The 16,720-nt window shown below is 59.9% G+C and carries 21 protein-coding genes; 15 read left to right on the top strand and 6 right to left on the bottom strand.

Annotated elements, in window-relative coordinates; all coding sequences use genetic code 11:
• Positions 1 to 11: 11 nt before the first annotated feature.
• The 14 genes from I5L03_RS03020 to I5L03_RS02955 all read left to right on the top strand — a co-directional run bounded on the left by I5L03_RS03020 (position 12) and on the right by I5L03_RS02955 (position 10,937).
• Entirely contained in the window at positions 12 to 1,163 is a 1,152-nt protein-coding gene (locus I5L03_RS03020) for a phage major capsid protein (RefSeq protein ID WP_197920208.1), read from the top strand.
• 234 nt (positions 1,164 to 1,397) lie between these two features.
• Positions 1,398 to 1,943, top strand: a complete 546-nt coding sequence (locus I5L03_RS03015) for a head-tail connector protein (RefSeq protein WP_197920207.1) — start codon at positions 1,398 to 1,400, stop codon at positions 1,941 to 1,943.
• Positions 1,940 to 2,110 (top strand): hypothetical protein, encoded by a 171-nt coding sequence (locus tag I5L03_RS03010; RefSeq protein WP_197920206.1) that lies wholly within the window; start codon positions 1,940 to 1,942, stop codon positions 2,108 to 2,110. Before I5L03_RS03015 ends, I5L03_RS03010 begins: the two co-directional genes overlap by 4 nt.
• Positions 2,110 to 2,502, top strand: coding sequence for a DUF3168 domain-containing protein (locus I5L03_RS03005; RefSeq protein WP_325100056.1), 393 nt, complete (start codon positions 2,110 to 2,112; stop codon positions 2,500 to 2,502). Before I5L03_RS03010 ends, I5L03_RS03005 begins: the two co-directional genes overlap by 1 nt.
• 146 nt (positions 2,503 to 2,648) lie before the next feature.
• Positions 2,649 to 3,056: a phage major tail protein, TP901-1 family gene (locus I5L03_RS03000; protein ID WP_197920205.1), complete on the top strand. Its 408-nt coding sequence runs from the start codon at positions 2,649 to 2,651 to the stop codon at positions 3,054 to 3,056.
• Complete coding sequence (locus I5L03_RS02995) at positions 3,053 to 3,361, top strand: gene transfer agent family protein (protein ID WP_197920204.1); 309 nt, start codon at positions 3,053 to 3,055, stop codon at positions 3,359 to 3,361. The genes I5L03_RS03000 and I5L03_RS02995 overlap by 4 nt, the downstream gene beginning before the upstream one ends.
• Entirely contained in the window at positions 3,358 to 3,558 is a 201-nt protein-coding gene (locus tag I5L03_RS02990) for a phage tail assembly chaperone (protein WP_197920203.1), read from the top strand. The genes I5L03_RS02995 and I5L03_RS02990 overlap by 4 nt, the downstream gene beginning before the upstream one ends.
• A complete protein-coding gene (locus I5L03_RS02985; RefSeq protein ID WP_197920202.1) occupies positions 3,548 to 4,132 on the top strand; it encodes a phage tail tape measure protein in 585 nt (194 codons plus the stop codon). Before I5L03_RS02990 ends, I5L03_RS02985 begins: the two co-directional genes overlap by 11 nt.
• Before the next feature lie 12 nt (positions 4,133 to 4,144).
• Positions 4,145 to 6,463: a DUF2460 domain-containing protein gene (locus tag I5L03_RS02980; RefSeq protein ID WP_197920201.1), complete on the top strand. Its 2,319-nt coding sequence runs from the start codon at positions 4,145 to 4,147 to the stop codon at positions 6,461 to 6,463.
• A complete protein-coding gene (locus I5L03_RS02975) occupies positions 6,460 to 7,284 on the top strand; it encodes a DUF2163 domain-containing protein (RefSeq protein ID WP_197920200.1) in 825 nt (274 codons plus the stop codon). Before I5L03_RS02980 ends, I5L03_RS02975 begins: the two co-directional genes overlap by 4 nt.
• Entirely contained in the window at positions 7,281 to 7,685 is a 405-nt protein-coding gene (locus tag I5L03_RS02970; RefSeq protein ID WP_197920199.1) for an NlpC/P60 family protein, read from the top strand. The genes I5L03_RS02975 and I5L03_RS02970 overlap by 4 nt, the downstream gene beginning before the upstream one ends.
• Positions 7,686 to 7,700: 15 nt before the next feature.
• Positions 7,701 to 9,875 (top strand): phage tail protein, encoded by a 2,175-nt coding sequence (locus I5L03_RS02965; protein WP_197920198.1) that lies wholly within the window; start codon positions 7,701 to 7,703, stop codon positions 9,873 to 9,875.
• A gap of 8 nt (positions 9,876 to 9,883) precedes the next feature.
• On the top strand, positions 9,884 to 10,342 hold the full coding sequence (locus tag I5L03_RS02960; RefSeq protein ID WP_197920197.1) for a DUF2793 domain-containing protein: 459 nt from the start codon (positions 9,884 to 9,886) through the stop codon (positions 10,340 to 10,342).
• Between the two features lie 61 nt (positions 10,343 to 10,403).
• The gene (locus tag I5L03_RS02955; protein ID WP_197920196.1) at positions 10,404 to 10,937 is read left to right on the top strand and encodes a superoxide dismutase family protein; all 534 of its coding nucleotides are present in this window, start codon (positions 10,404 to 10,406) and stop codon (positions 10,935 to 10,937) included.
• On the opposite strand, the gene queC is transcribed toward I5L03_RS02955, so the two are convergent.
• The 6 genes from queC to I5L03_RS13580 all read right to left on the bottom strand — a co-directional run bounded on the left by queC (position 10,934) and on the right by I5L03_RS13580 (position 16,105).
• A complete protein-coding gene (gene queC, locus I5L03_RS02950) occupies positions 10,934 to 11,626 on the bottom strand; it encodes a 7-cyano-7-deazaguanine synthase QueC (protein ID WP_197920195.1) in 693 nt (230 codons plus the stop codon). The two genes, I5L03_RS02955 and queC, sit on opposite strands and share 4 nt — an antisense overlap.
• A 47-nt stretch (positions 11,627 to 11,673) precedes the next feature.
• Positions 11,674 to 12,069, bottom strand: a complete 396-nt coding sequence (locus I5L03_RS02945) for a DUF3617 domain-containing protein (RefSeq protein WP_197920194.1) — start codon at positions 12,067 to 12,069, stop codon at positions 11,674 to 11,676.
• Between the two features lie 77 nt (positions 12,070 to 12,146).
• Complete coding sequence (gene hslO / locus I5L03_RS02940; protein WP_197920193.1) at positions 12,147 to 13,043, bottom strand: Hsp33 family molecular chaperone HslO; 897 nt, start codon at positions 13,041 to 13,043, stop codon at positions 12,147 to 12,149.
• A gap of 39 nt (positions 13,044 to 13,082) precedes the next feature.
• Entirely contained in the window at positions 13,083 to 14,009 is a 927-nt protein-coding gene (argF, locus tag I5L03_RS02935) for an ornithine carbamoyltransferase (RefSeq protein ID WP_197920192.1), read from the bottom strand.
• 4 nt (positions 14,010 to 14,013) lie between these two features.
• A complete protein-coding gene (locus I5L03_RS02930) occupies positions 14,014 to 15,204 on the bottom strand; it encodes an aspartate aminotransferase family protein (protein WP_197920191.1) in 1,191 nt (396 codons plus the stop codon).
• 133 nt (positions 15,205 to 15,337) lie between these two features.
• A complete protein-coding gene (locus I5L03_RS13580; protein WP_197920190.1) occupies positions 15,338 to 16,105 on the bottom strand; it encodes a cold-shock protein in 768 nt (255 codons plus the stop codon).
• Positions 16,106 to 16,320: 215 nt separating this feature from the next.
• On the opposite strand from I5L03_RS13580, the gene I5L03_RS02920 reads away from it, so the two are divergent.
• Positions 16,321 to 16,719: a hypothetical protein gene (locus I5L03_RS02920; protein WP_197920189.1), complete on the top strand. Its 399-nt coding sequence runs from the start codon at positions 16,321 to 16,323 to the stop codon at positions 16,717 to 16,719.
• Position 16,720 lies beyond the last annotated feature (1 nt).

Below are 16,720 nucleotides of genomic sequence, written 5' to 3'. Positions count from 1 at the left end.
CCAATACCCCTATGGATGTACAGATCGAAACAGACCAGCTTACGGAGAGCTTTGATATTGTCGCGCGGCAGGATGCTGCGGACGAGAAAATCGCCACGCTGCGCAGCGATGTCGATGAAGTGAAAGCGCGGCTCGACCGGGTGAGCAAGGCCGCCTCGCGCCCTGCGATCCTTGGGCCAATCGCCTCGGCCACCAGCGAAGCCAGCCCCGAAGTCAAAGGCTTCGTCGATGGCTATCTGCGCCGTGGCCGTGAAGCGGAGATCAAGTCGATTTCCGGCGCGGTGCCGCAGGATGGTGGCTATGCCGTCCCGCGCGAAATCGACGCCATGATCGCCAGCGAGCTGAAGGAGATCTCACCGATCCGCAGCCTTGCACAGGTCGTGCAGGTCGGCTCTGCCGGCTATCGCAAGCTCATCACCACCGGCGGCACTGCGTCGGGCTGGGTGGGCGAAACTGCCGGTCGCCCCGAAACCGATGCACCTGAATTCGCCGAAATCGCCCCGCCCTCGGGCGAGCTTTACGCAAATCCGGCAGCGAGCCAGGCAATGCTGGACGATGCGGCATTCGACCTTGAAAGCTGGCTGGCGAGCGAAGTGGCAATGGAATTTGCCCGCGCCGAAGGTTCCGCCTTCGTCGGCGGCAATGGCACGGACCAGCCGCTCGGCTTCCTGTCCTCGCCAACCTCGCTTGCGGGAGACGCGGTTCGCCCCTTCGGCTCGCTGCAGTATATCGGCTCGGGCGATGCGCAGGGTTTCGATGCCAATCCGGAAAGCCGTTTGATCGACCTCGTCCACACGATGAAGGCCGGACATCGCCAGGGCGCAAGCTGGGTGATGAACTCCGCCACGCTCAGCGAAGTGCGCAAGCTCAAGACCAGCGATGGCGCCTTCCTTTGGCAGCCGGGCCTCGTCGAAGGCCAGCCCGATCGCCTGCTCGGCTATCCAGTGGTCGAAGCCGAGGACATGCCGGACATCGCGGCAGACGCGTTCCCGATTGCTTTCGGCAATTTCAAGGCGGGCTACATCATCGCCGAACGCTCCGCGACGCAGGTGCTCCGCGATCCCTTCACCAACAAGCCCTTCGTCCACTTCTACGCTACCAAGCGCGTGGGCGGCCAGGTGCTCGATAGCTACGCGATCAAACTGCTGAAAATCGAGGTCTAATTTTGAGCCCTCAAGCGCCGGGCGCACACATCCGTGTGCTTGGCTCCTCGCAAAAGCTCGGGCGGCCATTCGGCCTTGCGGTCGGCTCCGCCGCCCGAAATTGCGCTGAACCCCGGCGCCTCAACCGGGCGGCAGGCGTAAGCTAGCTGCCCCGCACGCCCGCTCCGCTGGAGTCCCCTTCCCGCTCGCGGGGCGGGCGTGCCCTTACCTGTTTCATCCAGAAGGAGACCGCTTATGAAGCGGCAAATCGTCGCGCCGGCATTCTTGCCACAAGCGGCCCTTAATGAGCTTAAAGAATGGCTCGCGATCACAACGACGCGTGACGATGCTGCGCTCAGCGCTTTGCTGCGCGCCAGTCTCGACACCTGCGAGAGCTTCACCCGCGCCATGCCGATCGAGGCGCTGTGTGAAGAGGTGGTGCCCGCTACCCGAGGCTGGCATTCGCTCGCCACCAGCCCCGTGCAGTCGATCACCACGCTGGAGACGATTGCGGCTAACGGCACACGCGGCGCAGTCAATCCCGGCGACTATTTGTTCGACATCCTCGCCAATGGCAGCGGGCGAGTGAACCTGCTGCGCACCTTTGCTGACGTTCGTATCGCGGTGCGCTTTACCGCCGGACTTGCGCCCGATTGGGAAAGCCTTCCCGAAGGCCTCCGTCATGGCATCATCCGGCTGGCCGCGCATCATTATCGCGAGCGCAATGAGGGCGGCTCCAATGCTCCCCCCGCCGCGGTGACGGCGCTGTGGCAGCCCTGGCGCGGCATGGTGATCGCGTGATCGATCCGCAAATGAAGCGCGACATCAACTTCGCCCAGTGCATGACCAATCGCGCCAAGCTACTGGCGCTCGCTTACGCCGAGAACCGCGCGCGTCGCCGCGTGACGGACGGATCACGCTGGCGCAATCCGCGCCTGCTCTGGCCACTCACCAGCAGGGATGTCTGATGATGGAAAGCACTCTCAGAACTGCCCTTGTCGATTGGCTGAAGAGCGACCCGCAGCTGTCCGCCGCGCTGAACGATGTGACCGAGGAAGCCCCATCCCGCAGCGCGCCGCCATGGCTCGGCATTGCCGCAAGCGCGAGCACGGATTGGAGCACGAAAGGCACGAAAGGGCGCGAAGTGCGCATCGCCATCGAGCTGCACACCCGTGGTGATGCGGCGGATGAAACCGCATCGCTGGTGTCGCTTATCGAAAACCGGATCGAGGCGCTAACAGCCGCGCAAACCGGCTTCCACCTCGTAACCAGTCAATTCCTGCGCGCTCGCGCCGAACAGCGACCACGCAACACGCGGGCCGTGTTGCTCGAATATCGTTTCAGATTGCTTGCCGCCTGACCCTTCCCGCTTGCGGGAGGGGAGCGAGACTTGGTGACGAAGGAGCCTAGTCGCAGCGGGGTGGGCCCTTGCGGGCCCATGCCCACCCCTAGCCCCTCCCGCAAGCGGGAGGGGAATTCCCAGCTTATCACTCGGAGAACCCCCATATGACTGCCCAAAAAGGCTCTGCCTTCCTCCTCAAAATCGGGGATGGCACGCAGCCCCCTGCCTATGAAACTGTCGCTGGCCTCAGGACCACGCAAATGTCGATCAATGGCGATGCCGTAGTCGTCACGCATAAGGAATCGGGTGGCTGGCGTGACCTGCTTTCCGGAGCGGGCGTGCGTTCGGTCTCTGTCAGCGCGGCGGGCATTTTCCTTGGCAGCAATGCCGAAGCCGCCATCCGCGCCCATGCGCTTGCCGGGACGATCGAGGAATACGAATTGTCCTTCGAAGACGGGCAAAAGCTGCACGGTCGTTTCCTTGTCCAGCGGCTGGATTATGCGGGCGATTTCAATGGCGAGCGAAATTACACGCTGCAGCTCGAGAGCTCCGGCGCGGTGCTGCCTGCATGACTGCGAATGCTATCCGCGGTGAAGCGGTTTTGCGCATCGCTGGCGAGGAGCATCTGTTGCGCCCCAGCTTTGCAGCGCTTGTCGCGGCTGAGGACGAACTCGGTCCGCTGTTCGCGTTGGTCGAACGGGCATCGGAAGGCCAGCTGCGCCTCACCGAAATCGCCGCCCTGTTCTGGCATTGCCTGTCTGATCGAAGCAGGGTTTCGCGGGACGATGTGGGCGAAGCCGTAATGGCGTTGGGCCTCGCGAAATCGACAGCACCTCTGCGCGTGCTTCTCGCGCAGATCCTGCAGGGCGGCGAATGACGAAGCAATTTGCTGACGGTGCACGCCGGCTTGCGGGCGCGAGCGGCAGGCTGCTCGGCTGGCCCCCGCACTGGTTCTGGCGTGCGACCCCGGCAGAACTGGCAGCAATCCTGCTCGACGAAGCGAATGGGGCCGATCCCGGCATCACCCGCAGCCAGATCGAGCACATGATCGAAAGCGACAACAATGGACGATGAAATCGAAACCCTGATGGTGGAGGTACGTGCAAGCACCAGCGGCTTTCGCTCCGATATCGAGGACATGCGCGGTGCGCTCGACACATCGCTGCTCGATGGCTTCGCCAAGGCAGGCGATGTGCTGGAACGCAGCCTGCTGTCTGCCATCCGGCGCGGCAAGCTGGGCTTTGACGAGCTGAAATCCATTGCCCTGCGCACGATGAATGAAATCGCCGCGCAGGCCCTTCAAAGCGGTATCGGAGCGATCTTCGGCGGTCAGTCTCCCATCGGTGGCGGCACCAATTTCGGCTCCATCCTGAACGGCATTTTCAGCTCTTTCCTCGGACTGCCCGGCCGCGCGACCGGGGGGCCGGTGTCGCCGGGAACACCCTATGTCGTCGGCGAGCGAGGGCCGGAGCTTTTCGTGCCGACGAGCGCCGGTCGAGTCGAGGCGAACGGACAGATGGGCGGTGCTCGCGACGTTCGCGTGTCGATCAATCTCAATACGCCGCGCGGCACGCAAAGCCCGGTGATTCTCAAACGATCATCGCGCCAGGTCGCCAGTGCCATCGCCCGTTCCATGAGAGATTACTGAGAGGTATCCGAGATGGCATATTGGTTGGCGAAGAAGCGCGAAGGCCAGGATATCGACTTTATCCAACGCTTCGATCCGCCTTTCTGGACGGTCGATTTCCCGCGACCGATGATGGCGAGCGTGATCACGACAGCGCCGGACGCATTGCGGGTGGATTGCGAGTTCCACCACCACGATGCGCTAGCGGGCCTGATCTGGGAAAGCGAAGACCGGTTCGATCATCCGCTGCTGTCTTACGATACGGAGCGTGACTACAGCCGCTTGACGCTCAATTTTCGCTGGCAGTCATCAGGCGTTTTGCCGCTCGACGCGGTGCATGGCCCCACACTGACGATCGAAGGCCGCGATGCCTCCGGAGCCGCGCGCACCTGGTTCGTGCGGCTGTGGAATTACGCCGATGGCACGCCGGAGGATGCGCGCATCACCATCCCCTTCTCGGACCTTCGCGAAGGGTGGGCCGGCGATGGCACTCTTATTCATCCGGCGTCGATCGATCGCATGTTCATATCGATTGTCCCGCCCGCTTATGATCCTGCCAATTCGCAGCTTTTGCCTGCCCGAGCGGATGGATGGGTGGAATTGTCCGATATCTCGGCAGATGGCGAGCGCGCCATGCTGGTGATTGGCGATGCACTGTTGCCGCCTCACGATGTCGGAATGTGCACGGCCTATGATGACAGCTACAATCTTACCCCGGCGCGGATGCTGCGCAATGTGCTGCATCTGGGCTATCGCGGAACTTATGTACATTACGTCGGGATGAGCCACTATTACCGGCTCAAGCCCGATGCCACGCAGACACTCTTGGTCGATCCGAACACACCGCTTTGTGAGCCGTGCATCGCATGGCATCGCAATCTTTTCGAAGCCAGTCTTCAGCTTGGCCTTTCGCCTATCCTCTCGCTTTCCCTCGAGCTCTTCGACGAGCACTGCCCGGAAGCGTGGAAGCAGCGGGATTGGGATGGCAATCCTGCGCTGACCGGATGGGTGCCGCCATCGACGCTTGTCTCCCCTGCGAACAATGCCGCAGTACATTTTTTGCGCGACGCGACGACAGAACTTGTATCTTTGCAAGTCGCCACCGGCCTCGATCCGCATTTTCAAATTGGCGAGCCTTGGTGGTGGATTAATCCCGGCGGCAAGCCGTGCATCTATGACGCAGACATGCGCGCATCCCAGCCACAAGTTCCGCAGATCACCGCCAGCTCCGACCCGAACGACCCCGCTATTTCGGACTACATCGATGCCGCCGCTTTCAAGCTGGGTTTTACCGCGACGTCGATGCGCGGACGGGCTCAGCAAGCGGGCGGGTCTGAAACCTCGACCTACATCCTGCTGTTCACTCCGCAGGTTTTTGATCCGGCGCATCCCGTGGCGGCGCGGCTCAATATTTCCAGCAGGTGGAGCTCACCCGCTTTCACGCGCTTGCAAGTCGAGGATTATGATTGGCTGACCGCCGGCGCTGAGGCTGAACGCAAGCGCGGATATGCCGCGCTCGATGCGCGCCTCGCTTATCCGGTCGATCGCCAGCATTATCTCGCAGGCTTCGTCCTTAATGCCGAGGATGCCGAAGATTACTGGCGCCTGATTGATGGCGGGCTCGATGAAGCCAAGGCGCGCGGCGTGGAGCGCACTTTCGTGTGGGCGCTGCCGCAGATCGTGCGCGATGGATATGTCCGATTGCCTGATGAGGAGAATGACGTGCAATCATTCGATGATGTGCTCTACCCGCTTGCGCTCGGCCGCGATGCATCGGTGGCACCTGAATTTTCGACTTCGATCTTGCTTACTGCATCGGGTCATGAACGGCGCAACAGTCAGTGGAGCGATGCGCGTTTGAATTACGATGTCGGCCCGGGCATTCGCTCACAGGCAGAATTGGGCGTTTTGCTGGAATTTTTCCGCGCTCGCCGGGGCCCTGCACGCGCATTTAGGCTCGCCGATCCCTTCGATTTCAGCAGCAACGGGCTGAGCGGGACACCCACCATGATGGACCAGCTGATCGGCACGGGCGACGGCCTGACCGCGACTTTCCAGCTGAGCAAAAGCTATGGCGCGATCGACGAGCCTCAGCTGCGCAACATCACGCGGCCTCGCGCCGATACGATACTGATCAGTGTAGACGGCGTGGCCGAAACCGATTGGCTCCTTGGCGACGGCGGCAGGATCACTTTCACCAATGCGCCGCCCGATGGCGCCGCCATCCGCGCTGGCTTCCTTTTCGATGTGCCCGTGCGCTTTGCGGAAGATCGGCTGGACATCAGCGGCGCCACTTTCGCCGCAAATGATGCTCCTTCCGTCCCGCTTATCGAAGTGCGCGAAGACATATGAGCGGCCATGTTTTTTTCACCACAGAGCTGGAAGGCGTTGCCACCTATTGGAGCATCAAGCGGCGGGACGGGATGTGCCTCGGCTTCACCAGCCACAATCGTGATCTGGTGATCGACAGCGTGCGCTATCGCTCCGCCCCGGGCATGATTCCGTCCGCTATCCGGCGCACAGCGCAGCTTGAGCGCGATACGGTCGAAGTAGAAGGCGTATTGGCCCACGATTCGATTTCAGCAGAAGATATGGAGCAAGGCCGCTTCGACAATGCGCGGATCTCTATTGGCCTGGTCGATTGGGAGACGCTCGAGCATACGTCGCTCTTTCACGGGGAATTGGGCGCAATTTCGCAGCGCGATGGGAGCTTTGAGGCGGAGCTTCGCTCGGCAAAAGCGCGTCTCGAAGTGGATGTCGTGGCGCGCACCAGCCCGACCTGCCGTGCTGCGTTCTGCGATGCGGCATGCCAGTTGAGCGCGTCGCGCTTCACCCACATCGTCGAGGTCAGCAGCATCGATCTGGAGAATAATCGCGTCAGCTTCAGTGCAGCACCTGCTCCGGCAAATATCCTGCATGGCAGCATCAAGTGGATCGACGGGCCGCATGCAGGGATGACCATGCAAGTAATAGATGCAGATGCGGCTGGCATCGTGTTTGACCGCCCCATTTCCAGCGATATCGGCGCCGGCACGCGCGCTTTCTTGCGTGAAGGCTGCGATCATACTTTGGCGACCTGCAACGCCCGATTCGGCAATGCCGCAAACTTTCAGGGCGAACCCCATTTGCCCGGCAACGATCTCCTCACGAGCTATCCGACCAGCTCATCATGAGCGATGCTGGCGCTGCACTAGCAGAGGCTGCAGAACAGCTTATAGGAGCGCCATTCAGGCTTCGCGGCCGGGACCCGCAGACGGGCATAGACTGTATAGGCCTCGTGCATTGTGCGTTGCTCGCGATCGAACGCATACCGCCGCCAGTACCCGCTTACACTTTGCGCAATGTGGGGCTCGCAACCTTCATGCCGCTGCTGTCACAGCTCGGCTTTGCCAGAACCGACGAGCCGGACATGGCCGGCGACTTGGTTCTGTTGCACCCTTCACCAGGGCAATTCCATATCGGCATAGTCAGTGTCGACCATCACCTGATCCACGCACATGCGGGCTTGCGCCGCGTCGTCAAGTCACCGCGGACGCCAGCTGCACCAGAGCTGAGCCGCTGGCGCCTCGCCTGATTTCAAGGAGCCATTATGGCCACTCTCATACTCTCCGCAGCTGGCACAGCGATTGGCGGCCCAATCGGCGCGACCATTGGATCGGTTATCGGTAGCCAGATCGATGCGATGATCTTTGGCCCACCGGACCGCGAAGGACCGCGGCTGCAAGAGCTGAAAGTCACAACCTCTTCTTATGGCGCACCGATACCGCGTCATTTCGGAAAAATACGGGCTGCCGGCTCCATCATCTGGGCGACAGATCTCAAAGAAACAAGCGAAGAAAGCGGCGGGAAGGGTCAGCCGACAGTCACGACATATTCCTATTCAGGATCATTCGCCGTTGCCCTGTCGAGCCGCCGCATCAATGGCATTGGACGCATCTGGGCGGACGGCAATCTTCTGCGGGGCGCCGCAGGTGATTTGAAAGTCGGCGGCGAATTGCGGGTCTACAATGGCGAGGGCGACCAACTGCCCGATCCCCTCATTGCAAGCGCCGAAGGCAACGCATGCCCTGCCTATCGCAGCCTTGCTTATTGCGTGTTTGAAGAGCTGCAATTGGCCGATTTCGGTAACCGCATACCAAGCCTGACTTTCGAGATATTTGCGGATGACCGTGATGTCGCTCTCGAAGAAATCCTCGGCCCGGTCCCCGGCGATTTGACTGTCAGTCGCCCGCTTGAAAGCTTGAAAGGCTATTCGGACGAAGGTGGGACGATATTGGAAACGCTTTCATCGATCGACCGTGTATATCCGATCTCAAGCAATGCAGGGAATAATCTGCTCTCGATTTCAAGCGGTGAACCTACGGAAGATACACTGCAAACGCTCCCCGAACCTGTGGTTGATATCTCCGGAGATGACGCGCGAAGCGGCCGCACCGAGCGCCGCAAATCGGACGAAACCCGCATCCCGGCAGGCCTGCGCTATTACGATATTGATCGCGATTTCCAGACCGGATTGCAGCGAGCGGGTGGCAGAGCCACGCCGGGTCGTAATCGCCTGATCGAATTTCCCGGAGCGCTCCTTGCCACCAATGCGCGCAAGCTGGCCGATGATGCGGCAGAGCGGGCGCGCTGGTCTCAAGATCGTATGTCCTACCGGATTGCAGAGATCGATCCGGCTCTCACACCCGGCCAAGTCATTTCCGTGCCCGCTCGCAACGGGAAATGGCGTATCGATGCTTGGGAATGGCGCGAACAGGGCATCGAACTTGATCTCGTGCGAATGCCCCAGCGAAAAGCCGCAACTGTCAGCACCGATACAGGCCGGTCACTGCCAAAGGTCGACAACATCGCGACTGCGACTTCGCTCGAAGCCTATGAGCTTCCTTGGGATGGCATGGGGCCATCCGACCAACGCCGGGTTTATGCAGCTGCTTCCTCTTTTTCGGCCGGCTGGAGCGGTGCTGCGCTTTATGCGGTGCAAGGTGAATTGCTTTCACCAATCGGCACCACCGGATCGCGGCGGAGCATTATTGGAGAACTGACCTCGGACCTTTCGCCTGCCCACCCTGCCCTAATCGACCGACACAACGCGATCGAAATTCAGCTCGATTCGACTGATTTCTTGCTCGCAAGCTGCACGTTGGAGGAGTTAGTCAGCGGGAAAAACCGCGCGCTCATTGGCGAAGAGATTGTGCAATTCGCAAATGCTGAGAACATCGGTGCAGGTCGCTGGCGGCTTTCCGTCTTGCTGCGCGGCATCGGCGGCAGCGAGCATGTGACCTTCGCTGACCACACTCAGGGCGCGCCATTCATCCTGCTCGATGATCGACCCATTCGCTTGGATAATGCAGCGATAGCGCAAGCACACAGGATTGCCGCGATCGGGCTCGCGGACGATGCCCCGGTCATCGCTGAGATCGGGGGTGAAGGCAGCTCGCTTCGCCCGCTGACTCCCGTCCATGGCGAGATGCGGACCAATGTGGATGGCAGCATGTCACTAATTTGGACACGCCGCGCGCGCGGTTCGTGGGTCTGGTCCGGCACCGTGGAAGTACCGCTTGTTGAGCAAAGCGAAAGCTATGAAATCGGACTTGGCGATCCTGAAACCCCACGGAAGGTTTGGGCCATGGCGGCACCCGAGTTCACCCTTGATCCCCCAACCGTCAGCGACTTGCAGGCGAACCATCCCGGTCAGCCGCTATGGGTTCGCCAGATCGGGACATTCTCCCGCTCATTGCCGCTTCTCCTGACCACAATAGACTGAGGTTTTCGATGACCGACCCTATTTCCTTTTCCTCCGCCACTCCACGGTTCTCGCTTCCCAAACTTTTCGCCGCGCAGGCACAGAAAGAAGTGTTCGTAAATGAAGCGCTCGCGCGAATAGATTTGCTGCTGCATCCGGTTGTTGAGGGCGTTTCCGATATTCCACCTTCATCGCCTACAGATGGCGAAAGCTGGATTGTCGGCGCCGCCCCCACTGGCGATTGGATTGGGCACGAAAATGCTATCGCGTCCTTCCAGTCCGGCAACTGGCTGTTTGCTAATCCGAGTGGCGGAATGATCGTCTACGATACTGCGGCATCAGCTAGCGCCAGATTCGACAATGGTTGGACCTATGCAGCAGCAATTTCGGCACCCAGCGGCGGCAGCACGCAGGATGCGGAAGCTCGCGCGGCAATTGCTGCGCTTATCGCCTCTTTGCAAACAGCAGGAATCTTGCCCAACGCCTGAGGAACTCGAAGAAGGCTCGGAGAGTTAACCGGTAAAGGCAATTCTCAGAGGACTTCTCGCCATGACCATTCTCAAGCAGCTCGCCGTCCCCGCAATGGCCCTATTGTCGCTAAGCGGATGCGCGACGGCTTACGAGGCCGCTGCTACGCAGATCGCTGAAGCCGACATCATGAACCGATCCGGACAGCAAGTTGGAACAGCGCGGATGTATTCACTTGGCGAGGAGGTGACAATCAATGTCTCCTTTACCGGTCTGACCACAGGCTTGCACGCTGTCCACCTGCACACGGCAGGCGATTGCAGTGCGAATGATTTTACGTCGGCAGGAGGCCATCTCAACCCCGGTGGACAGGAGCACGGTACGCTCAATCCTCGCGGCGCTCACCTCGGCGATTTGCCCAACGTCTCGATAGCGAGCGACGGTGCTGGCACGGTGAGTTCCATTCTGCGAGGAAATCGGAGCATGGTGGAAGCCGCACTTTTCGACGCGGATGGCACGGCTCTGGTGGTTCATGAAGGACCGGACGATTACAGCACCGATCCGGCCGGTGCGGCCGGAAGCCGCGTTGCATGCGGGATCGTTACGCGTAGCTAGCCCGCGTGATTGGCGTAGGCAGTGGTGTCGGTAACGCCAGCCTCGGCAAAACCCTTGCGGCGCAATCTGCAGCTGTCGCACAGGCCACATGCCAGCCCCTCAGGGGTCGGATCGTAGCACGACCAGCTCCAGACCGGGTCGAGGCCGAGCCGCGCACATTCGCGCGCAATATCCGCTTTCGACATATGCTGAAGAGGCGTGTGGATTTGGAAGGGAGAGCCTTCAACGCCTTGCTTTGTGCCCAATCGCGCAGTCTCCGCAAAGCTTTCGATGAACTCAGGACGGCAATCGGGATAGCCGGAATAATCGAGCGCATTGACGCCGATAAAGATATCGCTTGAGCCCGAACTTTCCGCAAATGCGGTGGTCATCGCTAGGAACAACAGGTTGCGCGCAGGCACATAGGTGACGGGAATGCTGTCATCGACGCCGCCTTTCGGCACGGCAATATCGTCCGTCAGCGCGGAGCCACCGAATTGTCGTAGGTCGAGCGCGAGTGTGATGTGCCTTTCCGCCTCCAACTCGCCCGCGATCCGCTCTGCAGATTCGAGCTCCCGAACGTGACGCTGACCGTAATTGATGGTGAGGCAGTGCAGGCGAAAGCCCTGCTCGCGCGCGATGGCGGCGCTGACCATGGAGTCCAGTCCGCCGGACAGCAGGATAGAGGCGATGGGCTTGTCTTTGCTCATGTGAAGCCCGCTAGGCAGTTCGCACGGTTACGGCAAGAGCGCGGCGGTCAGCAGCCGCCAGTACGTCGCGCCTCACCTTCGACAGAGAATGGCGTGCCGGCCCGGATACCCTGGCTGCGTATCTGCACCAGTTCACTGCCCTCGCTGCGAATCGTGGTACGACCATATCCATTGCCACGGCAGGTATATTGAACGGTTACTTCGTTGCGATCATCCTGCACGACAAATTGCTCGCAGCCTGCCTGACGGTGCCGGATCTGGATGAATTCACGCCCGGTACGCACACAAATCCGCGAGGTCCGGTCTTCATCACGGATGCGCAAGGTCCAGCTGCCCGGCTCAAGCCTATCCAGCATTGCGAGCTCAGGCGCCTGCGCAACAGCAGGCGTGAACGTAACGGCTGCGACTGCGCCGGCGATGAGTGTCTTAGCAATATGTTGCATTCGCATAAGCGGATCCTTCGATGCAGCCATCTATACCAGAACAATTCTGAACAACCAATCGCGCGCGACTTGAGCGATCAGTCTTGAATAGCGAAGGCCTTTGAACAAAAGGCGCAATCGACGACAATGATCCCGTCATCGTTGGCCATTTCGCGCCGGTCTTCCTTGGGAAATCGTGCGAGAACGTCTTCGAAATGCGCTTCGGTGCAGCGACATCCTTTCCCGAGCTTGTATCCGGTGGTCACGCGAACTTCGCGTTCTTCGTGGTAAAGCCGCCAAATCAGATCTTCGAGCGGAAGCGTCTCGTCTGATAATTCTTCATGGCTGAGGCTCTCTGCCATAATTGAGACGTGCTCCCATTCAGGGTGATCAAGGCGCACATGCAACCGCTCTCGCCCTTCTTCTCCATCCGGAAAATGCTGCACGAGAAAGCCTGCAGCCATAGTCCGCGTGGAATCGGAAGAAATGGCCGTGCGAATGCGGGTCGGCACTTGCTCGCTCTGCGCGAAGTAGTTTTCTACTGCTGACGGAAGCGAGTCGCCTTCCAGCGGGACGATGCCCTGATAACGCTTGCCTGTCTTTGCGATGTCGAAAGTGATCGCGAGATGGCCTTTGCCGAAAAGCTTCTCCAAGCTGGCACTCGCACCGCCGTCCGCAAACTGCGCCGGATCGTGCTCGATGTATCCGCGAAGCTCACCATTGCGGTAATCGCAGACCAGCAAATTTGCCAAGCCGCCTTCGCTTTGCGCCTGCATGGTCAGCTGATCACCCTCGCCTTTGAGCAAACCACCCATCAGCGCGGTGAGCACAAGTGCTTCTGAAAGGCAGTGGCGCAGAGGGACGGGATAGTCATGCGCGCTCAAAATTTCGTCGAGCACGGGGCCGAGGCGTACTGCGCGTCCGCGGCAATCACGATCAGGTATGGTAAATCCGAGCAACTGATCGGAAAATGTCTGGCTGTGTGAAGTTTCCATCCGCGCCATATGGGTGCGGATCGAGGCAAATCAAAGAGATCAGCCCAGTTTGTCGAAGCACCACAGTAGGATGGATTTTTGCGCATGGATGCGGTTCTCCGCCTCATCGAAAACCACTGACTGCGGGCCTTCAAAAACGCCTTCACTCACCTCGTCACCCACATGGGCGGGCAGGCAGTGAAGAAATATCGCATCTGGCTTGGCTTTGCCCATAAGCTCCGCATTCACACGGTAAGGTTGCATGGCGGTGAGCTTCGCACTGCTATCTGCTTGCCCCATCGATACCCACGTATCGGTGACCAGTACATCCGCACCGCGCGCAGCCTCTGCAGCGTCCTGCGTCAATGTGATGGTGCAACCAGCATCGCGCGCCATCTCCACAAATTCAGCCTCGGGCTCGAACCCTTCGGGCGTCGCCACGCGCACTTTGAACTTCATCAATGCGGCAGCTTCTAGAATAGAGTGCAGCACATTGTTGCCATCGCCGAACCAGCCCACTTCGAGGCCCGGCAACGGCTTGCCTTTTTCGATGATGGTCAACAGATCGGCGATGATTTGGCACGGATGCGAACGATCAGTAAGTCCGTTGATTACCGGCACGCTGGCATGATGCGCCATCTCCTCGATCTTGGCGTGATTATCGGTTCGAACCATGATCGCATCGGCCATCCGGCTGAGGACACGCGCAGTGTCCGCGATGCTCTCCCCTCGCCCAAGCTGCGATGTTCCGGCATCGAGGACGAGCGTACTCCCCCCCAATTGTCGCATAGCGATATCGAAGCTTACCCGCGTCCGGGTGGAGCTTTTCTCAAACACCACGGCGAGTACGCGATCCTGCAAGGGCGCGTCGATATCACTAGCACCTTTCGGTTTCCCAATGCGTGCGGCTTTACGATCAATCGCATCCGCCAGCATCGCAGCTATCGCGTTGCCACCCGCATCCGAGAGATCGAGGAAATGCGCCATAAGCTCAGGAAACTATTTCCTGCACATAATCGGCAGCGCCGGCAGAAAGCTTGTCAAAGAATTCGTCCATTTCCGCATCTCCGATCACCAGCGGTGGCAGGAGGCGCAAAGTCTGGTCGCCCGCAGCAACCGTCAGGAGATCGTGATGGTCGCGCAGATGGACCATGAAGGGTCGCGGTTCGCCCTTCATCTTAATGCCAAGCATCAGACCCATCCCACGGACACTTTCGAACAGGTCGGGATAATTGCCGATAAATTGCTCGAGGCGAGAGCGCAGGCGTTCACCCTTGGCGCGCACTTCGGCAAGAAATTCATCATTGGCCACAGCCTTCATCACGGCGACACCGGCCGCCATGGCAAGAGGGTTTCCGCCATAGGTTGAGCCATGGGTGCCAAAAACCATACCGCGCGCAGCCTTCTCCGTGGCGAGGCAGGCACCCATCGGGAAACCGCCGCCCAGACCCTTGGCTGAAGCAACGATGTCCGGAACGATGCCGTACTGCTCGTACGCATAAAGCGTGCCCGTCCGGGCGACGCCGCACTGCACTTCATCAAGCGCCAGCATCAGATCGTGCTCATCGGCCAGTGTGCGCAGGCCCTGCATGAATTCCTGGCTGGCCGGACGGATACCGCCCTCGCCCTGCACCGGCTCAACCAGGAAACCAGCGGTATTTGGCCCTACAGCAGCTTTTGCGCCCTCAAGATCGTCGAACTCGACATATTTGAAACCGGGTAGCAGCGGCTGGAAGCCCTTGTGCATCTTGTCTTGGTTGGATGCGCTGATCGTCGCCATCGTGCGGCCATGAAACGCGTTCTTGAACGTGATGATTTCGAACCGCTCTTCATTGCCTTCATACTGGTGATAAGCGCGCGCGGTTTTGATCGCGCATTCCACAGCTTCGGCGCCGGAATTGGTGAAGAACACCGTGTCGGCAAAGGTGTGATCGACCAGCATCTGCGCCAGCTCTTCCCCCTGCGGACTCCCATAGAGGTTGGAAACGTGCATCAGCGTTTCCGCTTGCTTTTGAATTGCGCTGATTAGTCCCTCGTGGCTGTGACCAAGCAGATTTACCGCAATACCCGATGCGAAATCGAGGTAGTGCGTGCCGTCCTCGTCAATCAAATGGCAGTGCTCACCGCGCACCGGACGCACGCCGCAGCGCGGGTATACGGGCATCAGCGGGGTAATGGTCATCGCGAAAATCCTTCAACGCAGAACAAGAGAGAGGCGGCCGGGCCTTGCTGGTCCGACCGCCTGATCTGTGCTTCTCTATGCATGTGCAGGCAGCCGGTCAAACATAAGGCCGCCAAGCTGTGGACCGGTAGGTTTAACCCTGTGCCGGGACCAGATTGACGGCAGAATATTTGCCGCGGCGGTCCACTTCGAGATCAAACTCGAAACGATCGCCTTCTTCGATCCCCTGCAGGCCCGAACGCTCCACTGCACTGATATGCACGAAGGCATCTTCCTTGCCATCATCACGGGTGATGAAGCCGAAGCCTTTCATGGAGTTGAAAAACTTCACCGTACCGACAGCCTTTTCGCCGGTCAGTTCGCGCTGCGGCGCTGCTTTTTGCACTTCGATCACGTCACCGACGACTTGAAGATCGGCAGCAGACACCTTGCCACCACGGTCCACGAGGTTGAATTGTAGCTCCTGGCCTTCCGCCAGACCTTCGAGGCCGGCGCGCTCAACCTGGCTGATGTGAACGAAAACGTCCTCGCCCCCTTCATCGCGCTGGATGAACCCAAAACCCTTTTGGGCATTGAAGAACTTCACCTTGCCCTGGCCGGTGCCGACGACCTGTGCCGGCATTCCGCCGCCACCGCCACCGCGCGGTGCTCCACCGCCGCCGCCGCCGCGGAATCCACCGCCGCCGCCACGATTGCCGCCACCGAAGCCACCGCCCCGGTTGCCGCCGCCACGATCCTCATTGAAACGGTCACCGCCGCCGAAGCGGTCATTGCCGCCATCGCGCCAGCCGCCACCGTCCATCGGTGCAGGGCCGCCATCCACGAAGGGGTCGAAACCGTCTTCCCCGAAACCATCACGCTTGTCGCGCCCCTTACCGCGACGTCCTCTGTCGTAACCCATGAACCTAAAAAACCTTCAATCCCGTCCTGTAACTCAGGCTGACGACGCGGACGAACTCTCCGCCAACCAGAAGCAACGAACTTCCCCCGCCACTTCTTTTGCAGGCTTATAACCGTAAATTGAAGGCGATGCGAATAATTTAGTGTTGCAGTTGAATGACGGGTGCGAAATGGGACGAGCGGACCGCCCGATAGCGCGAAGAGCAAGAGGATGAGATGAGCGCAGAGATCATCACAATTGGTGCGTCGCTGCTCGCAATTCTGGCGCTCGTCGCCCTGGTGCATTTTCTTGGCTTTTCACGCGGCGGAGTACTGCAGACAGATAGCGATGCAGAGGGATTCTTTCGCTTGGCCGCTGGGGGTTTCGCCCCTTTAGATATTGCGATCAACGACCAGCGGACAGGTGCGCTGGCACGTGATGCGAACGGTCGGCTGGCAGTGCTGCTAGCACATGGGGGCTCCTTCATCGCGCGGGTTTTGGGTGATGAGGCAAGTTTCGCTTGGGAAGGGAAGCGGCTGTCGATCACAGACCAAACGATTGGTCCTCGCTCGCTCGTGTTGCAATTCGACAACAGCGCTCCAGACTGGGTGAAAGGCTTGGCTAGTGCTAAGTAGC

The sequence above is a fragment of the Aurantiacibacter sediminis genome (assembly GCF_016019885.1).
GTDB classification, from domain to species: Bacteria; Pseudomonadota; Alphaproteobacteria; order Sphingomonadales; family Sphingomonadaceae; genus Alteraurantiacibacter; species Alteraurantiacibacter sediminis.
The sequence above is the reverse complement of the archived record's forward strand: the minus strand, read 5'-3'. Positions and strand labels throughout refer to the sequence as shown.

Coding starts and splice junctions, on each gene's coding strand:
- I5L03_RS03005 (WP_325100056.1), top strand. CDS start 2,110: ATGATGGAAAGCACTCTCAGAACTGCCCTTGTCGATTGGCTGAAGAGC.
- I5L03_RS02960 (WP_197920197.1), top strand. CDS start 9,884: ATGACCGACCCTATTTCCTTTTCCTCCGCCACTCCACGGTTCTCGCTT.
- I5L03_RS02990 (WP_197920203.1), top strand. CDS start 3,358: ATGACGAAGCAATTTGCTGACGGTGCACGCCGGCTTGCGGGCGCGAGC.
- I5L03_RS13580 (WP_197920190.1), bottom strand. CDS start 16,105: ATGGGTTACGACAGAGGACGTCGCGGTAAGGGGCGCGACAAGCGTGAT.
- I5L03_RS02980 (WP_197920201.1), top strand. CDS start 4,145: ATGGCATATTGGTTGGCGAAGAAGCGCGAAGGCCAGGATATCGACTTT.
- hslO (WP_197920193.1), bottom strand. CDS start 13,043: ATGGAAACTTCACACAGCCAGACATTTTCCGATCAGTTGCTCGGATTT.
- I5L03_RS02945 (WP_197920194.1), bottom strand. CDS start 12,069: ATGCAACATATTGCTAAGACACTCATCGCCGGCGCAGTCGCAGCCGTT.
- I5L03_RS03015 (WP_197920207.1), top strand. CDS start 1,398: ATGAAGCGGCAAATCGTCGCGCCGGCATTCTTGCCACAAGCGGCCCTT.
- argF (WP_197920192.1), bottom strand. CDS start 14,009: ATGGCGCATTTCCTCGATCTCTCGGATGCGGGTGGCAACGCGATAGCT.
- I5L03_RS02955 (WP_197920196.1), top strand. CDS start 10,404: ATGACCATTCTCAAGCAGCTCGCCGTCCCCGCAATGGCCCTATTGTCG.
- I5L03_RS02995 (WP_197920204.1), top strand. CDS start 3,053: ATGACTGCGAATGCTATCCGCGGTGAAGCGGTTTTGCGCATCGCTGGC.
- I5L03_RS02920 (WP_197920189.1), top strand. CDS start 16,321: ATGAGCGCAGAGATCATCACAATTGGTGCGTCGCTGCTCGCAATTCTG.
- I5L03_RS03000 (WP_197920205.1), top strand. CDS start 2,649: ATGACTGCCCAAAAAGGCTCTGCCTTCCTCCTCAAAATCGGGGATGGC.
- I5L03_RS02930 (WP_197920191.1), bottom strand. CDS start 15,204: ATGACCATTACCCCGCTGATGCCCGTATACCCGCGCTGCGGCGTGCGT.
- I5L03_RS02975 (WP_197920200.1), top strand. CDS start 6,460: ATGAGCGGCCATGTTTTTTTCACCACAGAGCTGGAAGGCGTTGCCACC.
- I5L03_RS03020 (WP_197920208.1), top strand. CDS start 12: ATGGATGTACAGATCGAAACAGACCAGCTTACGGAGAGCTTTGATATT.
- I5L03_RS02970 (WP_197920199.1), top strand. CDS start 7,281: ATGAGCGATGCTGGCGCTGCACTAGCAGAGGCTGCAGAACAGCTTATA.
- I5L03_RS02985 (WP_197920202.1), top strand. CDS start 3,548: ATGGACGATGAAATCGAAACCCTGATGGTGGAGGTACGTGCAAGCACC.
- I5L03_RS02965 (WP_197920198.1), top strand. CDS start 7,701: ATGGCCACTCTCATACTCTCCGCAGCTGGCACAGCGATTGGCGGCCCA.
- queC (WP_197920195.1), bottom strand. CDS start 11,626: ATGAGCAAAGACAAGCCCATCGCCTCTATCCTGCTGTCCGGCGGACTG.